Source organism: uncultured Legionella sp. (genome assembly GCF_937871865.1).
Classification (GTDB): domain Bacteria; phylum Pseudomonadota; class Gammaproteobacteria; order Legionellales; family Legionellaceae; genus Legionella.
In genome coordinates this window covers 1-17419 of the sequence record NZ_CALMPD010000295.1, presented here as the reverse complement: position 1 = coordinate 17419, position 17419 = coordinate 1, and the positions used below count along the sequence as shown (strand labels likewise).

Genomic DNA, 17419 nt, shown 5'->3' with positions numbered 1-17419 from the left:
TGCTTCACATAATACAGTAAAAATACGCATAATTATTCACATATGTCTACTTATGCGAATAATTTTTAGGGTTAAAATAGGCTGTTTTGGGCCAAAACCTGATTTTTTGGTTTAGATAAAAAATTTGTTAATTCATTGTGTTAGAGCAAGACAGCATAAAATGGTAATTTGCTTACCTAAACCCCATATCCTAAAAGCTCTTTTATTTTGGGAAGCTCAGCGTCAAATTTACTTCGTTGTATTGTTCCTTTAGGTTTTCCAAGTAATTGACCCTGAGCTTTTTTAGAAGCCAGCGCCTCTTTTGTTCTTAAGCTAATAAGGTCGCGCTCTAATTCAGCAAATAAAGAAAACAAGGTAACCATTACTTTAGATTGCATATTATGTTTTTGGATATCCATACCTTGCTTAATGATAATAATACGCACATTCCGACTAATTAGTTCATTAATTAGCGCAATAACCTCTGTTGTACTACGACCCAAACGACTTAATTCGGTAACAATTAATGTATCGGTTTCAACTAGCAAGGTGAGCAATTCATCCAATCTTCTTTTTCGACTGGTTTCTCGAGAAGAAACGGTCATTTCTACGAAATCATCAATTCTTAAATTTTGCTTTCGAGCAAATTCTAGAATTTCCAATTTTTGATGGCTTAAGTCTTGTTTGTCCGTTGCTCCTTAACCTATATTATCTCATAAAGAACAACAGAATGTTGTTTTCATTTAAGCTATTTCGATACTACATTATGGTGCTATAGTAACGCTCGTTTTGCAACAGAGCCGATTATTCATATAATACATACACGGCATCATACCCCTAATCAATAATAACCGAATTGGAACTATCATTTAGCCCTTGTGATTATTAGAGTCAATTATTCGCATAATATGCCACAGCATAAAATGGTAATTTGCTTACCTAAACCCCAAATAAAAATTGAATTAAATTAGTATGTTAGTACAAAATCCACGCTCATTTTTCTTGCATTACTGTTCCTTTTTGGGGCATCATGATAAAATACGCGCACTTAGATCAGATGGAAATCAGTATGAGCCTTCCTTTAGATGACAGTACAAATCCTCTCTATCAGCAGTCTGTTGTAGCCCAGGTAAACCGAATCATCAATTGGCAACAGCATTTTACCTCTGCACACGCCCTGTTTTCGCTTACGAAGCACTACACAAAAAAAGATATTGTTGCCGCATATCATCAATTGGCGATGCGCTTTCACCCCGACAAAAACGGAGAGATTCCAGAGGCTGCTGATGCCTTTAAGATAATAAATTCAGCAAAAGAATTTCTTGATTTTGAACTATTAAGCCCCACCGAACAGCGCGAGAACTTCCAACAGGTCGCCAACAATCCATTCTTAACAGCAGAGCTACAATATCCCTTTTTTGGCACCAAGTTCAACAGCGGCTTTGGTAATCCCTATACACAGGGTTATGGCACTGCCCATAAGGAAGACTTTAATAATCCCAGCCTCTATAAAGACCAGGGGTTTTCTGCCATCCTCGCGGTGCTCGAGCGTGGCCGTAAGGCCATGGAACTGCGCAAGGGCCCCCAGGATTTTTGCCCCTTCAAGCTCCCTTCTGCCGCTAAAGAGCGACTAGCCACACTGATGACACAATGCTCCACGGCGGAATCCATTAACATCGTCGACTGGTTAAACCTCTGTCGTTATCAAGATGATTTTGATGTGTTCCAACAACTATGTGATTACACGCTCAGTCAAAAACATCAGGCGCCGCTGGCACAAATCAAAGACTTTTTACCAAAATCTGATGAACATTCAGACAATACCACTTTGGTCCATCATCTTTTTGCCGTAATCGATGCCCGTACAGCTCATTTTGTGATGTCTCAACTGTCTCGCTTTATAGATACTAATGCCCAGGACGAACTGTTACATTACTTCAAAGAACTGCAATTTAATGCGGAGTCTAAAAAAAAATGGCCCAGCTATCATGTAATTGCGGCGTTTCTCGGATGGCACTCTTCGTCAGAGCAATTGCGTAGTGAAATACGGGCAGACATCAAAGGGAGAAGCCGTAAATTTAACTGGAAGAATGAACGCATTCCTGTTGAGGAGTTCTGTTTTGACGAGGACAGCCGGGGTTCTTTCAACTCAACCCGACTTTGCAGTCTACCTGGAGCAAAAAGAAGACAACATATCAGCGCCCTTATATCGTTATTAAGAGAACAGGAGGTGTTTAACGTTTCTGAAGCACTTTATACTGCGTCAGGTTGGGAATGCCTCGATGAAGTGAGCCAGATTTTATCAAACCATCCCACCCTACCGATTAATCCGTACTATTTGCTGTATGATTTGATTTTTATTGATATTTTTAATCCCGAGTCTGACAATAGCGAGGACACTCTTAAAAACTTAGTACTTCCTAATGGCGTGGACAAAACGCGTGAAAACGTTATTATCTGCATTACCCGGTTGTTTCAGCAGATTTTAGCTCACGCCCAATTAAGCCCAGAACAATTAAGCGAATTGTTCCTGTTCCTTGTGGAAAACAAGGAATATCTAGATGCTCACAGCGCACATTTCATTCTCGCCCGAATGGATGAATGTGGCCTTGCAGATATGCTGCAAAAAAAAATCTGGCAGCACTGCATTAAAATATCCACCTACGGTGGTGGTAATCCAACATTCTTTGACATGCTCATCAAACGTGCCAAGTCGGTGTTTTTTGACTCCATCCCTCTGCATCATTATTTATTGTGCAATAGCCCTAAGCCAGAGCTTGTGACCAAAATTCTAAGCGCTGAACCTCGTTTTATATCCTACCGCTATGCCGAAATGCCAGTGATGAGGGAATTTTGCAGTTATAATTTATTTAGAAACCCTGGTTACCACGACAAATACCGCATCGGCACGGTGAATGGACTGTATCTGCACCACAGCCTGACAACCATAGAATGGCACCTAATGCCCAGAAACAACGAGGCTTGTGCCATTATAGAGGCCATGAGAGCCGAGGATTATGCGCTCTTTAATGTAGCTCTTGAAATTCCTATTTATAGAAATCCGGAACACCATGATGTCTATCAGTGGTTTTATGACGAGCCTTTACTGCGTCATAGCCGTTGTGATGCCATGCACCTAGCCGCCATTCGCGGCCATGATAAGGAATTATTGGCGATGCTGCAAAAAGGTGGAAATTATCACCAAAAAGCAGCCGTATGGAAAACAAGCACCTTCTTCGGTATTGAAACCCTCATTCTGGAACAAAAAAGCAGCTACCAATACGCCAAAGAACAACACCTACCAGAATCCTGTCGTTGGATACTGCAGCAAGAGCTTAAAGACTACATTCAAGGACGACAAAAAGAGGATAATTACATCACGCGATTAAGTCTTTGCGGTTATACCTTGTGGAATGGGGGTTATAATCGAGAAGACAAAGTCTACGGAGCCAAAGCTCTGCTGCGCTTGATAGAGTCCACCCACTTTGTTGGTTTCGGCCAAGACTTGAATGCGGCCAATCACTTTGCCCAGGAACACCCTGCGTTAACTCAGGGGCGACTCGGCGTATTGTTTGATAACTATAAAAAACTCTGCCACTGGTATGAAAAAGAACAAAAAGACCGTGTCCGCTTTTCATGGGAGCAACCACAAGTGCTTTATGCCGACCAGCGCGGATTTTATGACATTAAATACAATAACCGCTACACGCCCACAATGAACTAAGGTAGAAGACGATGTATTCTAATCATGAACTAATAAATCTGAGAAGTAACGATACAATTCAGTCGCAAAGAGCATTAGCGCAAGCAAAACACGACCCTCAGCCAGCACCATCACTACACTCTCTACTCTATGGATCTGAGGCTCCAGATAACCTGAAACAATCACCACATGTACTAGCTCGCGCCTTATGTGGTGACCTTTATCACCTTGACGCGTTGCTGCAGCAATGCACACCCTTTGAACTGCTGAACTCTTTGGGCTCAGATAATAAAATATGGCTTGACCATCTGGTAGCAGAAGTAGAGGGAGTAGCAAAAGAAGAAGAAGAAGAAGAAGTAAAAAAATCAGAACAGTCATTATTGAATCAACTGCTTTCAGAACAATCAACCACATTAAACCTGGCTTTGGAAGGCTATGTAAAATCAGCGTATACAAGAGTAAAGTCTAAAATTGATGCAGAAACAACATCAGCCTTATGCGCAAAAGCATTGTTTACCAGAGCAATTCTGGGGAGGATGGCCTTCGAGTTGAGCAGCGAGTGCATGGCAGAAGGAGCCTTTCTCTATGGTTTTTGGTTAACCACGCTTCCTTATCACGCCAATACCGAACTGGATGTCACTCTGGAGCCGCGCCAAAGCCGACAAGCCTTTAACACAGTATTAGGCAAAAACGCTACTCCTGCCTTCCTCTTCCACAGCTTTTATTATAGTGATGCAGGCAACACCACTTTTGCTGCTTTAGAGCAAGTTCATCGTCGCAGCGGTGTTTATTGGATGCGGCTTGCCCAAAATCTGACTCTCGACACCTATCCAGAGCTGAAAGCTCTCGACCACGCTCTTACAACCAAAGATGCAGAGCAACTGATACCGCTGGAATACTATCACCGCCACTTTATGGTCGATGCCAATTCAGAAGGAAACCAGGTCGACACGTTGTTCCCTACTCGATCCTGGTGGTCAGATAATTTCAACTATCTATTTTCAACAGAGTTGCCTGCAGAGTTTCCCAATAGCCTGAAGTCCTACCAGCTTTCGGTGTATTTCAAATTACTGATGAGCGACCCCCTGCTCTCAACTGCTGCTCGAAAAGAATGCCTAAGCAAAGTTGAGTCTTTTACTGACCCTCGTTTTGAGTGGGTCAAAGACAGCAGTCTGTTGCCCTTAAGCCGCTGGACTAACGAAATTAACCGCTTTCATAAAAAGCCTTTCGCACTTGAATTACATCATATGTTTTATCCGTTAATAACTCAAAGCGCCAGTGGAGGATTGCGACTTATTAAAGAGCAAATTTTGTGTTATTTACGCGATGGGAAAATTGGCAGTATAAAAATAAATCAGGATGAATCCCCAGCGTATGTTGCTTCTCTAATGCTTCGTAACCTGGAACTTAAGGCAGGGGATAAATCTACTTCTGCCGAAGAACAGCCTATAATCAAAACGCATCTTGAACCATTATACAGACGGCTGGATACCCTAATGGACGTCGAGGCGCAGTACCAAAAGAATCGCAAGCAAAATTTTGAAGAGGCTCTAGGAAGGTATATAGAAAGTTTCATTAACGCTGGATTATCAAGCAATACAACAAAGCTGCAACCACGTAACGAGTTTCGAAAATCTGGACAAGCAATAGAGTCAGTCAATGCAAAAAAAACATCTGTCAGCAATATCCTTTACAGTCTAGCCTTTGACTCGAATGTATTGGAATTAGTCAGCTTTTTACACCCGGCTTCAGCTGGTGCTATTTTAGCCACAAAAGCCATTGCGAAAGGAGTTTCATCAGGCTCCATTAAGGATATAGCTGAAGCCACCATGGACGCCATTTCAACCGATAAGGAAACAAAGGATGCAATCCTGGAATCGACGGGATTTTTCGATGATGATGTAAAGTGGTTTAATAAAAACAGTAAATGGTTAGAGTGTTTTCCCTTTGCTTCAGAGTTGCTGAAATTTTATAATCAATGTACGACCTGGAATAAAGACAAAAGCTACAAACTAACAAGCAGTCTCAATGGCATGGCACATTTAACTGATATGCTAAATAGCGTCAGCCCAGGTTCATGCATGGCAATGAGTGGCGTTGTTACCCAAGCACTCCACAATTATTATCTCCCCGAGACGAAACTGCTTTCAACTAAAAGTCAGCAATTATTTGCAGACGCAATTGCCCACGCGTTACTTGGTGGTTTAGTGGTGCGACAAAAGCTGAAAAAAACTTCCAGTATAGGAAAAGGAAATGATAAACTCTATGATGTATTGCACGAGTGTATAAAAGTCCATGGGAAACATATCCTTGCCCTTGCGCCTCCACTTTTGAAAAACGATGGCAAAACTATTACAGCAACCCAGATCGTTAATTCACCAGATTTAACTTTAGCGCAAAAGCCAATATACCCAGGCATTCAGCAATTCGGGATTTTTAAAGCAGACGATGCACCAACAACAAATCAAAAATCCGCCACTCAACAGTTTATTAGCTGTTGTTAAATTTAGAGATTTCCCCACCTGAAACATGGTGGGGTACTATGCTCAGTTGAATCGCGAGAAGCAGGAAAATTAACGTGTACTCATTTTGGCCTAGTGTAATGAAATGGACTCCTCTCCTAATCGAGGCAATACTAATGCCTTGTTGAGTAATTTACAAAAGAGGAGCTTATAATGAACATGACCACCCTTGGTATTGACCTTGCAAAAAATGTTTTTCAACTGCATGGGGCAAACGATCGCGGAAAGAAAGTATTTGGTAAACGTGTTAGTCGTGAAAAATTTGCAGAGGTTGTTCAACAAGTTCCCGCAAGTTTAATAGGGATGGAGGCCTGTGGAAGCGCCCATTATTGGGCCAGGAAATTTACCCAAATGGGTCACACAGTACAATTGATGAGCCCACAATATGTTAAGCCTTATGTAAAAACTAATAAAAATGATCGTAACGATGCAGAAGCTATTTGTGAAGCAGTAACAAGACCAACAATGCGTTTTGTTCCAATAAAGACAATTGAACAGCAAGATATCCAACTCTTACATAAGGTTCGGTCAAAAATCATTAAAGATAAAGTTGCTCTTGGAAACCAAATTAGAGGTTTATTGATGGAATATGGGGTAGCAATTCCTCAAGGTGATTCATCTCTAAAAAAGGCACTTGCAGATTTATCCGGTTTTAAGAACAGCGATCTGACAGAGCACTCTATGTTTATTTTTAATGAGTTGTATACCGAGTTTCTAAATCTTGAGCTAAGGATAGAGAATTACACGAAGGAGTTATTATTAATCAGCAAACAAAATGAACAATGTAAAAATTTGATGAGTATCCCCGGTATTGGTGAAATTACAGCAACCGCTTTGGTCTCTGCAATAGGAGATTTTAATAACTTTAAAAATGGTCGTAATTTATCAGCATGGATTGGCTTAGTGCCAAGACAAAACTCAAGTGGCCAAAAGAGCAGGTTATTAGGTATTAGTAAACGAGGTGATAAATATCTTAGGACACTTCTCATTCATGGAGCTCGAGCTGTGGTGAACCAAGTCAAAGATAAAGTGGATAAAACAAGCCTCTGGATAAAAAGGTTATTAGAGCGGAACGGATTTAATAAAACGGTGGTTGCTGTAGCTAATAAAAACGCTCGTATTGCATGGTCAGTGATTACTAAATCTACTGTATATAATCCGGAGCTGGCATAGTAACGCTAATTAAATAGATACCCCAGTTTGCGATAAGTTATTAAATGGTGATCATAAAGTGTCAACTGCTCTTTTAAAAACCTGGTACGTACACTGATCTATTAAGATCGTTAGTGTGATTTTAGGATAAGAGAGCCCGCAAATTTCATCATGGCACGAACTTTAGGTTTTGATGCCGAATATATGTTTGCAGACTAAACTTGATCGACAAATGATAATAATATTGCAAAAACCGAGGAGTCCATATATGTACGTCGGCCCTATTTTGGGTTCTGTCGAAAATAGCGAACATAAGTTATTATGCCCTTAAAAAGGCAATTAGATGCTGAGTTTTAAAGGACGACATTTTCCGAAAGATATACTATTGATGGCAGTTCGCTGGAAGGTTGCTCTCCCGTTAAGTTATCGTGCGATTGAAGAGTTAATGGAAGAACGGGGGGTCGACCTAGATCATTCTACCGTCCAAAAATGGGTTGTTCATTACGCGCCTCCACTCGAACTTAAATTCAGAAAAAGAAAGAAACCTGTAGGTCGCAGTTGGAAAATGGATGAGACGTATATCAAAGTAAATGGCAAATGGGTTTATCTGTACCGGGCAGTGGATAGCGAAGGGAGTACCATTGATTTCCTGCTTTCAGAGAAGCGAGATCGCCCTGCAGTATTGAAGTTCTTCAAAAAAGCAATTGGTTCAAATGGTCTGCCAGAGAAAATAAATATTGATAAATCAGGCTCTAATACAGCGGCATTGGAACGCATAAATACCTTGCTTTTTATTCATGGGCTATGGCATTTATTGATTGAACTAAGACGGATTAAATACCTCAATAATAGGATTGAGCAAGATCATCGTGGCATTAAAAACATTACAAAATATACGCTTGGATTTAAATCCTTCAAATCAGCAGAGGCCACTATTGCAGGAATTGAATTACATCGAATGCTGAAAAAAGGACAGATGCTACAGGAGGCCGATATGCCAGCTTGGGGTCCTGTGGAAGAACCCCCAAAAGTGTTAGTTCTGAGTTAAGTAGTCCTCCAGAAGTATTGTCTTAAGTGCTTTTCCATCGCATTGACCATTGCAGCCACATCGATTTCACCATTGCTTTTCTTGAAATTATACTTACCAGTAAAGGCGATATGCGCCCAAGCAATAGGTGAAATTCTTGCAAATTCTTCAATAATTTTTTGGCTAGCCCCCTCTTTGAGCATCTTCTCATAAATAGTGTTTAGAATAATAGCATTGTAAGCAATGATACAATTTGCTACGAGGCGAACAGCATGTGCACTAACCTGATTGTCTACTATTTTTCTCCCTTTAAAAACGCCGCGATAAATTTTCCTGATTAACCCTTGTAATTGGTGGTATCCTTCTGTTCGGTTTCTCGCAGTTCGTAATGCTTTTCGAAGAGCCATATTATCGATTAAATTTAATACATGCGTGCTTTTGAATATCGAATTATACTCAAATAGCGCCTTTTTTAACTCGGTATAACGAGCATATGAATTGATTTTTCTGACAATGTTCGCCTGTGTGTTTTCTTGGAGAAGCAAGGAGAGTAACACCCTTAATATACTTTTTTCTTGAGCCTCAATCCGGCTTTTATCAATTATCCCCTTTGGGGTAATAATGCCATTGTAATGATCAGGGGTTTTGACTGAATATAGGTCTTTTGTTGCCTCTTTAATGTCCTTAATGCTAGGCACATATTCAACATCGATAGAGTCCAGTATAACAAAGTTAAGTTTATTCAGAGAGTGGTTGTCTCCTGTTACCAGGTCGATATTAATGTCTGTTTTATTTCCATAAATCACATCATAAAGGGAATGCCCCTCATATTCGTTAAGCCCAATATTCTTAGCATTCACAGCAACAGAATTTGCAACCAAGGTGTATACAGAAAGCCCAGGAGACTTGCCAAGATACTTTTTTGAATATCTTGATTGAATGGTACTTTCACTAGTTGGATGCTTTTGTCCATCGGCATCTGCTAATAATTTGTCATCCATTAAATTCCATAGCTTAAAAATAGGTAGAGAATGGATAAAATTGGCTACTGTGTCATTTGCAGCACACAGGGTCTCTATACGAATGAAGTCTTCTTGAGTTGAACGAAGCAGATTGTAGTTTAAATCAGACATATCTGCCATTTTTTCTATACCAATACCAAGGGCATCTGATAAAACACAGGCGTTGACAGCTAAGGCCACTGGCTTTTTTCTTTTATTATAACGAGTTCTCATGTGGGTGAAGGACTGCCATATGTTAATCCTATCACCAATATGCATCATAATATCTGGTATTTCTACTTGGGACAAAGTTCTAAAAAAAGCATCATCAAGGCTGTCTGAACTATCATAGTCTAAGCTCCAGTCCTGCTCACCCGTTTTGGTTTCTTTTATATTGAATGCGGCATTCTTACCAAGATTTATTCCTTTTGTTGTTTTTTCCCAAGCCCTATCTAGCATGGTCAGAGCATCATCCAGACGTTGCTTACAGTAAATAGGAATTTTAGGGTAGCCAAATTCTTCAGCTATTTTTTCAACATCATCAACCAATGCATCATTTACCAAATCATGTTCGATGTCACAATAAGAAATGCTTTCATTACAACAGAGAAGGCCTTTTTCCAAGCGGCGATACATTTTTTGATAAACATAAAATTCAAATAAATGGGGATCTACCTGCTCATCAAACTCATTTTGCTTTAAGTATGGCAACATTGTCTTGGAAATTAGAGCTTCTTGTTCTTCTAATAATTTAAATGTTGCTGGTCCTTTTCCGCAACCATAATGATTTTTAAGCACATCAATAAGGGCAATAATGTCACTGTTTTCTTTATAATAAACAAAGGGTACAGTCAGCACTATTGGCCTTAGATAAAGAGCAAATAATCGTGACGACTTTAAATAAAATTCACGCATGGCAGCTTTTTTATCAAAGGTATTTCCTTCTAAAAATATGGCCAGCATGGAAAACTGTTCTTTTGGCAATATTTTATAAGCGGCCTGATTTAATGCTTCATAACTTAGCCCGGGTTTACGGTTTGGAAACCACTTAAGAAAGCGGGCTAGTTTAGGTAAATCAACAGCCAAACCGGAACTGTGCGCAGCCAATTCTTTGTCAGCATGAACTTTAGCATCATTCATTATGCCACTTGTGTGATACATAAAACTGGTGATGAGGTTATTCATGAGCTGTTGATATCGATGGTGGATAAAACAAAGCGCCTGCAACCATTGCTGGGGTTCACCCAATCGCCTTAGTCTAGAAGCCGCATACTGATCTGCCAAATCAGCATAATAGCGAATGGCAATTTTAGATAACAATAGGGTTGGTAAAAAATATTTTGAAAATTCATATAGTTCAGCAATCGCTAATGCTTTATCTATTTCATCACTTGTGGCTGTATATGTGAAATTTTTTTGATCAGCCCGTATCGTATTGAATTCGGTTATTCCTTCGCCTCGACTTATTAAGGCTATTAACTGCTCTTGATGGATTTTTGGTATCAATGCCATAAGCTTAACAATCCTATCATTTTCTTTGGCAAAGGCTTTGGTAAATAGATCCTGTAAATTGCGGTAGGTTGGAATCACAATTCGTTTATTATCAAGATAGGCAAGTAATTGACGAAAGGTATCATGACCTTTGGGATAATATCTTAGCAATTCACAAATGTGCGCCTCAATTAAAATAGATTGTTTTGCTGACCAATCCTGATAATTAAATAAGGTAAGAATCTCTTGTTTTTGCTCGCTAACACCACTGACGTGTGATGCTACCAAGGAGAATCTCCTCTTTCTTAAAAAATTTACCCAAAATGTATCGAACATCAGATCTAACATCATCAAACTTAAAAGTAAAAAATTGGCTTTTAGCTTTGAAGTATGCAAGCTGCAAAATAAAATACACTTTTGTTCTTGTAGTACCGAATTGCCTTAATAAATCCAATTCGGCCTGATTCATTTCAAAATAGAGGCTCTGTTCACTTTTGTTGAAAACCGGTCTTGCATACAGATCAGCAATTTCAGCTTCAGGTAGGAGATAAATACGTTTTAGGTTAGCCATGTTAGGTTCAAAAAAACGGAGGTTTAGCTGGACTAATGGGTTCAGCAATTAAAGGTGGGATTGTACGCTCATTTTTGGTAAGATAAAGCGGTTCAGTTAATCTTGGTTCAAAAAATCGCTTTCTCGTTACTAAAATGGACTATTAAGGCATGAAAATAGGTTATGCACGTGTTTCAACAAAAGATCAATCACTATCTATGCAGGTTGATGCTTTGAAACAGGCTGGCTGTACTCAAATACATGAAGAAATTGCAAGTGGTGCAAAAACCGCAAGACCTGTACTTGATGAAATAATCAGGAACTTAAGGGAAGAAGACACATTAGTTATATGGAAATTAGATCGTCTTGGTAGAAACCTGGCGCACTTGATTCATCTCACTACCAAACTTATAGAAAAAAAGGTGGGGTTAATCAGTTTGAATGATCCTATAGATACAACCACCGCACAAGGTAGGTTGGTTTTTTGCATTTTTGCATCGCTTGCGGAATTTGAACGTGAATTAATTCGAGAGCGAACGAACGCAGGATTAAAATCTGCGCGAGCACGAGGCCGAAAAGGTGGGCGTCCTAAAGGAATGACCCCAGCAGCTATAGAAAAGGCAACTATTGCTGAAGCACTTTATAAAAATGGGAGTATTCCGGTGAAAAAAATTGCTGAGCAATTAGGGATTTCAAAAACCACTCTATATTTATACTTGAGATATCGAAATGTTGATATAGGTGCAAAAATATGACTTTATCCTTTGATGTGCCACTGGAAACTTTCCGGCTTAACAGCGCTCAATCTATAGTAGACGGATGCCCTTCTTATTGTTGGAACAATTAATATGTCTACTGACAATGATAAAAAAATGATTTCTGAGTCTGGGTTAGAGAACAAGACTCTTAGTTTTACCCAAGATTACAGGGCATTTCTAACAAATCTAAAAGATAAAATACGTAGTGCCAGGCTTCAAGCCGCTTTAGCTATAAATAAGGAAGTGATAGAACTTTATTGGCATATGGGAAAACAAATTATTGAAAAACAAAATTGGGGCAGTAAACTTATTGAAACGTTGTCTCTTGATTTGCAAAATGCTTTTCCAGAAACCAGTGGCTTCTCCGTAAGAAACTTACGTAGGATGCGGCAATTTGCAGCCCATTTTCCAGATATCACAATTATGCCACAAGCTGTGGCACAATTGCCTTGGGGGCATATTTCACTTCTGATTCATAAAGTTAAAGACAATAATGAGCTTACTTGGTATGCAGAGCAAACCATTGATCAAGGCTGGTCAAGATTGACACTTGAACGCCATGTCAAAGACAGTTTATTTCAGCGTCAGGCAATAGATGCCGTTAAATCTTCAAATTTTTTAACAAGGCTACCAAGTCCTCAATCAAAGCTTGCTCATGAGTTGCTTAAGCAACCCTATAATTTTGATTTTCTTGGTTTACATGATGATGCCCATGAACGAGAAATAGAGCATGCCTCCATCGAGCATATTACTAAATTCCTCCTTGAACTCGGCAAAGGATTTGCATTTGTGGGTCGCCAGATACCAATTGGTCTTGAAGAATCTGGATACTTTATGGATATGTTGTTTTACCACCTAAAGCTTCATGCCTACGTTGTTATTGAATTTAAGGCAACAAAATTTAAGCCCGAACACGCAGGGCAACTTAATTTCTATCTAAATTTAGTAGATGACTTTTATAAAATGCCCGAAGATAATCCAACAATTGGCTTATTACTTTGCAAATCACGCAATAAGTTTGAGGCAGAATATGCCCTGAAAGGTATTGAAAAACCGATAGGCATATCAGAGTATCAGCTCACTCGAGCAATTCCTGAAAATTTAAAATCCAACCTTCCTTCAATTGAAGAAATTGAGGCCGAATTGAATGAACTGGATGACAAAAAATGATTATTCAGTTGTCTAAAAAAGAAGATTGGAAACAATTCAAAACAATAAGGCTTGAAGCACTATTTACACACCCTGAAGCATTTGGCTCCTCATTTGAAGAAGAGTCGAACTTATCTGATGAGGAATTTGAGCAAAATTTTAAGAAAAGTACTATTTTTGGTGCTATCCAGAATAATCAATTAGTGGGTTGTGCAGGTTTTTTTATATGCCCCTCATCAAAAATGAGTCATAGAGGCGTGGTCTTTAGTATGTATATAAAAAATGGATATAGGAGACAAGGTATTGGCGATGCACTTTTAAAAGCTGTCATTGCATATGCAAAAAATGGAGTTATGCAACTCCATCTTACGGTGGTTACAACTAATCAAATGGCATTGAAATTATACCAAAAAAATGGATTTAGAATTTATGGTACTGAACCTCGATCGCTAAAAATTGGTGATACATTTTATGACGAGCATATGATGGTATTAGAATTATAGTTAAGCTTTAACACCTAATAAGACATAGTTATGATTTTCAGGAGATAGTCTCATGATTGGTACTTTATCACGAATGGAACAAGTTATTGAGTCATATGTAAAAGACAAACAATTTATGGGAACTATCCTTGTAGCGGAACAAGGACAAATAATACTTGATAAAGGTTACGGATACGCTAATCTTGAATGGCAAATCCCCAATACACCAACCACAAAATTCCGTATCGCTTCGCTCACTAAGCAATTTACCGCAGCATCGATCTTGCTACTTGAAGAACAAAGTAAGCTCAAGACAACAGATTTTATTAATAAATACATGTTAGATGCTCCTTCCACTTGGAACAAGGTAACACTCTTCCATTTATTAAACCACACCTCTGGAATTCCAAATTATACCAGCTTTCCTGATTTTTCTGCTTTCACAACAAGTACGAAAACGCCGGAACAACAAATCGATTTTTTTCGAAATAAACCATTAAATTTTCAACCCGGATCAAGCTTTGAATACAATAATTCAGGCTATGTGCTGCTTGGATACTTAATCGAAAAAATAAGTGGTCAAAGTTATCAAGATTTTGTTGTAAACAATATATTCAAACCTCTTGAGATGAACAATTCAGGATATGACTCTCACTCTGAAATTATTCTACATCGTGCTGCTGGGTATATGGTTAGCTCCAATGGAATTCGTAATGCAGATTATTTAGATATGAGTATTCCTTATTCAGCAGGCTCTTTATACTCTAACACACAAGATTTGCTACGATGGGAACAAGGTTTGTTTGGAGGAAAAATTCTATCCGCAGAGTCACTTAAAAAAATGATGAAGCCTTTTAAAAATGATTACGGCTTCGGTGTAAGAATATATTCTTTGAATGAGCATAAAGCAATATCCCATGCTGGTGGTACTAGTGGATTCAACACCAAGTTAATCTATTGCCCAGACGATGAGCTCACGATTATCGTTTTAGCTAACCTAAATGCCTTAGGTTATGTTGCGCAGGATCTCGCTTTGAAATTGGTTAGCTTAGCTCATGGAAAAACTGTAACCTTACCTTCCGAAAGAAAAGAAATAATACTATCTCCTGAATCGCTTGCTAAATATGTTGGAACATACAACATTGAACCTTATGTCGGTGCCTATGGCCTCACACAATTGAGGCAACTTATTATTTCTTTAGAAAATGGTTATTTGATGGTACAAGAAATAAACCAACCGAATATAAAATTGTTTCCTGAATCAGAAACTAAATTTTTTGGGAAAATACCGGATATCCAAATTGATTTTTTCAAAAATGAACAAGGACAAATCTCTCATTTGGTATTACATCAAGATGGGGAAAACTCAACCGGGTTAAAGCGTTATTAATGCTAAATATATTATCTAAAACTCAGAACGCCCACTTTTGGGGGTTCTTCCACAGAACCCCTTGATTATCCACTGGTAGAAAAAACCGCCCATAAAATAAAAGGTGGTGCGGTTTATGTAGGAACCATCCGTATGAAATACGCCTGTCAGTATGTTGAACGCTACTGGAAAACTGGGCAACGTGAATTATTTGCTGCACTCTATCATCAAGCAGTTAGTACTATAGAAGAAACCATCACCTATATTGAGGGATGGCTGCAAAGGAATACTCCATGAATAAAAAATTGTTTCATACACTGGAGCGGGAGTGTTTAATTTATTTATCCAAAAAAGAGGCCACACTTGAACTTCTTCGCCCGCTAATTAATGAATTTCTTTCCACACAACCAGAGCATCTACTGTTAATCCTAGCCAAAGAAGAACAAACAACTGATGCAGTCAGTCAGGTAATAGCGCATCAATACACCAATGCCCAATGCCCATCATATTTTAATCCATCGGGTGATACACCATCTTAACGACCTGCTTTATGAAACCATCAAGCCTTATTATTTCCAGAATAAATGCTAATAAAAAATCCACTCATCTCCTGATAAAAAAAACCATTAGGAATCAGTTAATGTCTGCCCCTTCTCTTTCTTTAATTGCTCCTTTTTTCTTAAATAAATTTCTTGCCTGTTAATGCTCACCTGTTTAGGCGCATCAATTCCCAGTTTAAAATTTCCAGGTTCATGGGTTTTAAAAGGGGTAATCACCACCTTTTGATTGTTTTCCAACGTAATAATTAACTCAGATTCAAAGGCTACTGTTCTTATTTCCATATTGGTTTACTCGTTTTAGTTCAAAATAATTGCAAAAAAAGCACCGGTTATACTACAGCAACCATCGGAGTCCTATGGGTAGAAACAGGAAAAAATGGAGGTTCTTTTTTTATTGCATAAAAACCATTGATGCTTGGCTTAACACCATCAAACGATTCCTGCACCTCTTCGGGTTGATCTACATCAATTTGTTCCAGGCGAATAATCTGTTGTTCCTGCCTGTCTAAAAGCTTGCGATACCTCTGATTACTTTCTTCTAATTGTTTTGTAACTACAGAGAGATTGCGTTCGGCTTCGCATATTCGCTCCGCTACCTGATCAAAGCTCTTTTCTTTATTATTTAGAAATTCATTGAGTCTTAATTGAAATGAGGTACGTTGCTCTTCATCTGCTATGACCGTCTTTGATAGGGCTTCTACGGTACTTCTCAGAACAAGGGAAAGTGATTGTGCCTGATCAACCTCTTTACTCATTTTTACTTTAACTTCATCAAGTTCTTTAATTTTATCAGCCAACTTATTTTGATTGTCTTGATACTCCTGAGCAACCTGTTTTAATTTTTTTTGAGTTTCGTCTAAAACCTGAGACTGTTCCTCAATAGAGCCTTTAAGCGTTTTGGCAGTCAATTCGAGTTCAATCTGAGTTGCACGCAGTGCCTTTTCGGTATCAGTCAGCTTACTGATTTCTGATTTTAATGTGTTAATTTGCTCACAAAATTGATCCACATTTTGGGTTAGGCGCGCATTTTCTTTCTGGAATGCATCGATTTCAATGGCTAGTTGTTCACGTAATATATCTAAAGTTGAAATAACCGTGTCTAACAGGTCAACAAGACTTGAAATTCCTGCGTTTAAATTTTCGGTGTTGTTTGTGTTTTGGTTTTGATGATTTTCAAGAAGAATGTGACTTACCGCATAAATAATTCCAGTAACAATACTGAGCGTAATAAGGGCTGCTAGATTTGCCATGAGTCCAATCATCAAAAGAGGTATGGTAAGCACTGCACCAGCGGTAATTTTTTGCCACAAGGGAATTTCATGCCATATACTTGCAGCACGAGAAAGCCAACTAGGATTGTTGTTCATTGATTGAATCAGTTGATTCAGATCTACTTTGATTTTTTGGATTTTATTTTGAGTCGTTACAATTTTCTCAAAACGCTCTTTATCTTTTTTTGTATTCTGAGCGAGAATGTCCTGCTCCATCTGTTCTGATTGATGGATATCAGAATCCAACTCAAGTTCCACTTTTTGATACGACATGATTCTTCCTTACAACGAATGGGTCATCCATTTTTTTTAAATCGAAATGGTGTCACCTGATTATCAGGTCAACCTGGGCGGTAATTTTCAGGATAGTTGTCGCTTGAAGCAGAGCAGATTTGCTCTACTTTG

General features: G+C 38.8%; 14 protein-coding genes and 1 pseudogene. 10 read left to right on the top strand and 5 right to left on the bottom strand.

From position 1 onward, the window contains the following. Positions 1-176: 176 nt before the first annotated feature. Positions 177-659 (bottom strand): annotated as a pseudogene (locus Q0495_RS15940) (recombinase family protein); the annotation flags it as partial. Between the two features lie 389 nt (positions 660-1048). Here Q0495_RS15940 and Q0495_RS15935 point away from each other — a divergent pair. The 4 genes from Q0495_RS15935 to Q0495_RS15920 all read left to right on the top strand — a co-directional run bounded on the left by Q0495_RS15935 (position 1049) and on the right by Q0495_RS15920 (position 8404). After that, complete coding sequence (locus tag Q0495_RS15935; protein ID WP_298628085.1) at positions 1049-3703, top strand: DnaJ domain-containing protein; 2655 nt, start codon at positions 1049-1051, stop codon at positions 3701-3703. An 11-nt stretch (positions 3704-3714) separates the two neighbouring features. Further along, on the top strand, positions 3715-6186 hold the full coding sequence (locus Q0495_RS15930; protein ID WP_298628082.1) for a hypothetical protein: 2472 nt from the start codon (positions 3715-3717) through the stop codon (positions 6184-6186). Between the two features lie 171 nt (positions 6187-6357). Beyond that, positions 6358-7377 carry an IS110 family transposase gene (locus Q0495_RS15925; protein WP_298628080.1) on the top strand — a complete coding sequence of 340 codons (1020 nt, stop codon included), beginning with the start codon at positions 6358-6360 and terminating at the stop codon, positions 7375-7377. A 322-nt stretch (positions 7378-7699) separates the two neighbouring features. Beyond that, entirely contained in the window at positions 7700-8404 is a 705-nt protein-coding gene (locus Q0495_RS15920; RefSeq protein WP_298628077.1) for an IS6 family transposase, read from the top strand. On the opposite strand, the gene Q0495_RS15915 is transcribed toward Q0495_RS15920, so the two are convergent. Together Q0495_RS15915 and Q0495_RS15910 are read right to left on the bottom strand one after the other, a co-directional pair. After that, the gene (locus Q0495_RS15915; RefSeq protein ID WP_298628074.1) at positions 8401-11163 is read right to left on the bottom strand and encodes a Tn3 family transposase; all 2763 of its coding nucleotides are present in this window, start codon (positions 11161-11163) and stop codon (positions 8401-8403) included. The genes Q0495_RS15920 and Q0495_RS15915 overlap by 4 nt on opposite strands. Then, on the bottom strand, positions 11135-11446 hold the full coding sequence (locus Q0495_RS15910; RefSeq protein WP_298628072.1) for a DUF4158 domain-containing protein: 312 nt from the start codon (positions 11444-11446) through the stop codon (positions 11135-11137). Before Q0495_RS15910 ends, Q0495_RS15915 begins: the two co-directional genes overlap by 29 nt. 149 nt (positions 11447-11595) lie before the next feature. Between Q0495_RS15910 and Q0495_RS15905 the strand changes: the two genes are divergently transcribed. The 6 genes from Q0495_RS15905 to Q0495_RS15880 all read left to right on the top strand — a co-directional run bounded on the left by Q0495_RS15905 (position 11596) and on the right by Q0495_RS15880 (position 15722). Next, complete coding sequence (locus Q0495_RS15905; protein WP_298628070.1) at positions 11596-12180, top strand: recombinase family protein; 585 nt, start codon at positions 11596-11598, stop codon at positions 12178-12180. 93 nt (positions 12181-12273) lie between these two features. Next, positions 12274-13353: a PDDEXK nuclease domain-containing protein gene (locus tag Q0495_RS15900; RefSeq protein WP_298628068.1), complete on the top strand. Its 1080-nt coding sequence runs from the start codon at positions 12274-12276 to the stop codon at positions 13351-13353. After that, entirely contained in the window at positions 13350-13835 is a 486-nt protein-coding gene (locus Q0495_RS15895; RefSeq protein ID WP_298628065.1) for a GNAT family N-acetyltransferase, read from the top strand. The genes Q0495_RS15900 and Q0495_RS15895 overlap by 4 nt, the downstream gene beginning before the upstream one ends. Before the next feature lie 52 nt (positions 13836-13887). After that, positions 13888-15204: a serine hydrolase gene (locus Q0495_RS15890; protein ID WP_298628063.1), complete on the top strand. Its 1317-nt coding sequence runs from the start codon at positions 13888-13890 to the stop codon at positions 15202-15204. A 6-nt stretch (positions 15205-15210) separates the two neighbouring features. Further along, positions 15211-15480 (top strand): Hpt domain-containing protein, encoded by a 270-nt coding sequence (locus tag Q0495_RS16880; protein WP_367274451.1) that lies wholly within the window; start codon positions 15211-15213, stop codon positions 15478-15480. Next, on the top strand, positions 15477-15722 hold the full coding sequence (locus tag Q0495_RS15880; protein ID WP_298628058.1) for a hypothetical protein: 246 nt from the start codon (positions 15477-15479) through the stop codon (positions 15720-15722). Before Q0495_RS16880 ends, Q0495_RS15880 begins: the two co-directional genes overlap by 4 nt. Before the next feature lie 87 nt (positions 15723-15809). Here Q0495_RS15880 and Q0495_RS15875 read toward each other — a convergent pair whose 3' ends face one another. Both Q0495_RS15875 and Q0495_RS15870 read right to left on the bottom strand, forming a co-directional pair. After that, positions 15810-16025, bottom strand: a complete 216-nt coding sequence (locus Q0495_RS15875) for a carbon storage regulator (protein WP_298628056.1) — start codon at positions 16023-16025, stop codon at positions 15810-15812. Between the two features lie 47 nt (positions 16026-16072). After that, complete coding sequence (locus Q0495_RS15870) at positions 16073-17287, bottom strand: LegC2/C7 family Dot/Icm T4SS effector (RefSeq protein ID WP_298628054.1); 1215 nt, start codon at positions 17285-17287, stop codon at positions 16073-16075. Between the last annotated feature and the right edge of the window lie 132 nt (positions 17288-17419).

What these genes read in the sequence shown, in the direction of transcription:
- Q0495_RS15900 (WP_298628068.1), top strand. Translation starts at nt 12,274, where the DNA reads ATGTCTACTGACAATGATAAAAAAATGATTTCTGAGTCTGGGTTAGAG.
- Q0495_RS15930 (WP_298628082.1), top strand. Translation starts at nt 3,715, where the DNA reads ATGTATTCTAATCATGAACTAATAAATCTGAGAAGTAACGATACAATT.
- Q0495_RS15910 (WP_298628072.1), bottom strand. Translation starts at nt 11,446, where the DNA reads ATGGCTAACCTAAAACGTATTTATCTCCTACCTGAAGCTGAAATTGCT.
- Q0495_RS15895 (WP_298628065.1), top strand. Translation starts at nt 13,350, where the DNA reads ATGATTATTCAGTTGTCTAAAAAAGAAGATTGGAAACAATTCAAAACA.
- Q0495_RS15925 (WP_298628080.1), top strand. Translation starts at nt 6,358, where the DNA reads ATGAACATGACCACCCTTGGTATTGACCTTGCAAAAAATGTTTTTCAA.
- Q0495_RS15870 (WP_298628054.1), bottom strand. Translation starts at nt 17,287, where the DNA reads ATGTCGTATCAAAAAGTGGAACTTGAGTTGGATTCTGATATCCATCAA.
- Q0495_RS15875 (WP_298628056.1), bottom strand. Translation starts at nt 16,025, where the DNA reads ATGGAAATAAGAACAGTAGCCTTTGAATCTGAGTTAATTATTACGTTG.
- Q0495_RS15890 (WP_298628063.1), top strand. Translation starts at nt 13,888, where the DNA reads ATGATTGGTACTTTATCACGAATGGAACAAGTTATTGAGTCATATGTA.
- Q0495_RS15880 (WP_298628058.1), top strand. Translation starts at nt 15,477, where the DNA reads ATGAATAAAAAATTGTTTCATACACTGGAGCGGGAGTGTTTAATTTAT.
- Q0495_RS15920 (WP_298628077.1), top strand. Translation starts at nt 7,700, where the DNA reads ATGCTGAGTTTTAAAGGACGACATTTTCCGAAAGATATACTATTGATG.
- Q0495_RS15935 (WP_298628085.1), top strand. Translation starts at nt 1,049, where the DNA reads ATGAGCCTTCCTTTAGATGACAGTACAAATCCTCTCTATCAGCAGTCT.
- Q0495_RS15905 (WP_298628070.1), top strand. Translation starts at nt 11,596, where the DNA reads ATGAAAATAGGTTATGCACGTGTTTCAACAAAAGATCAATCACTATCT.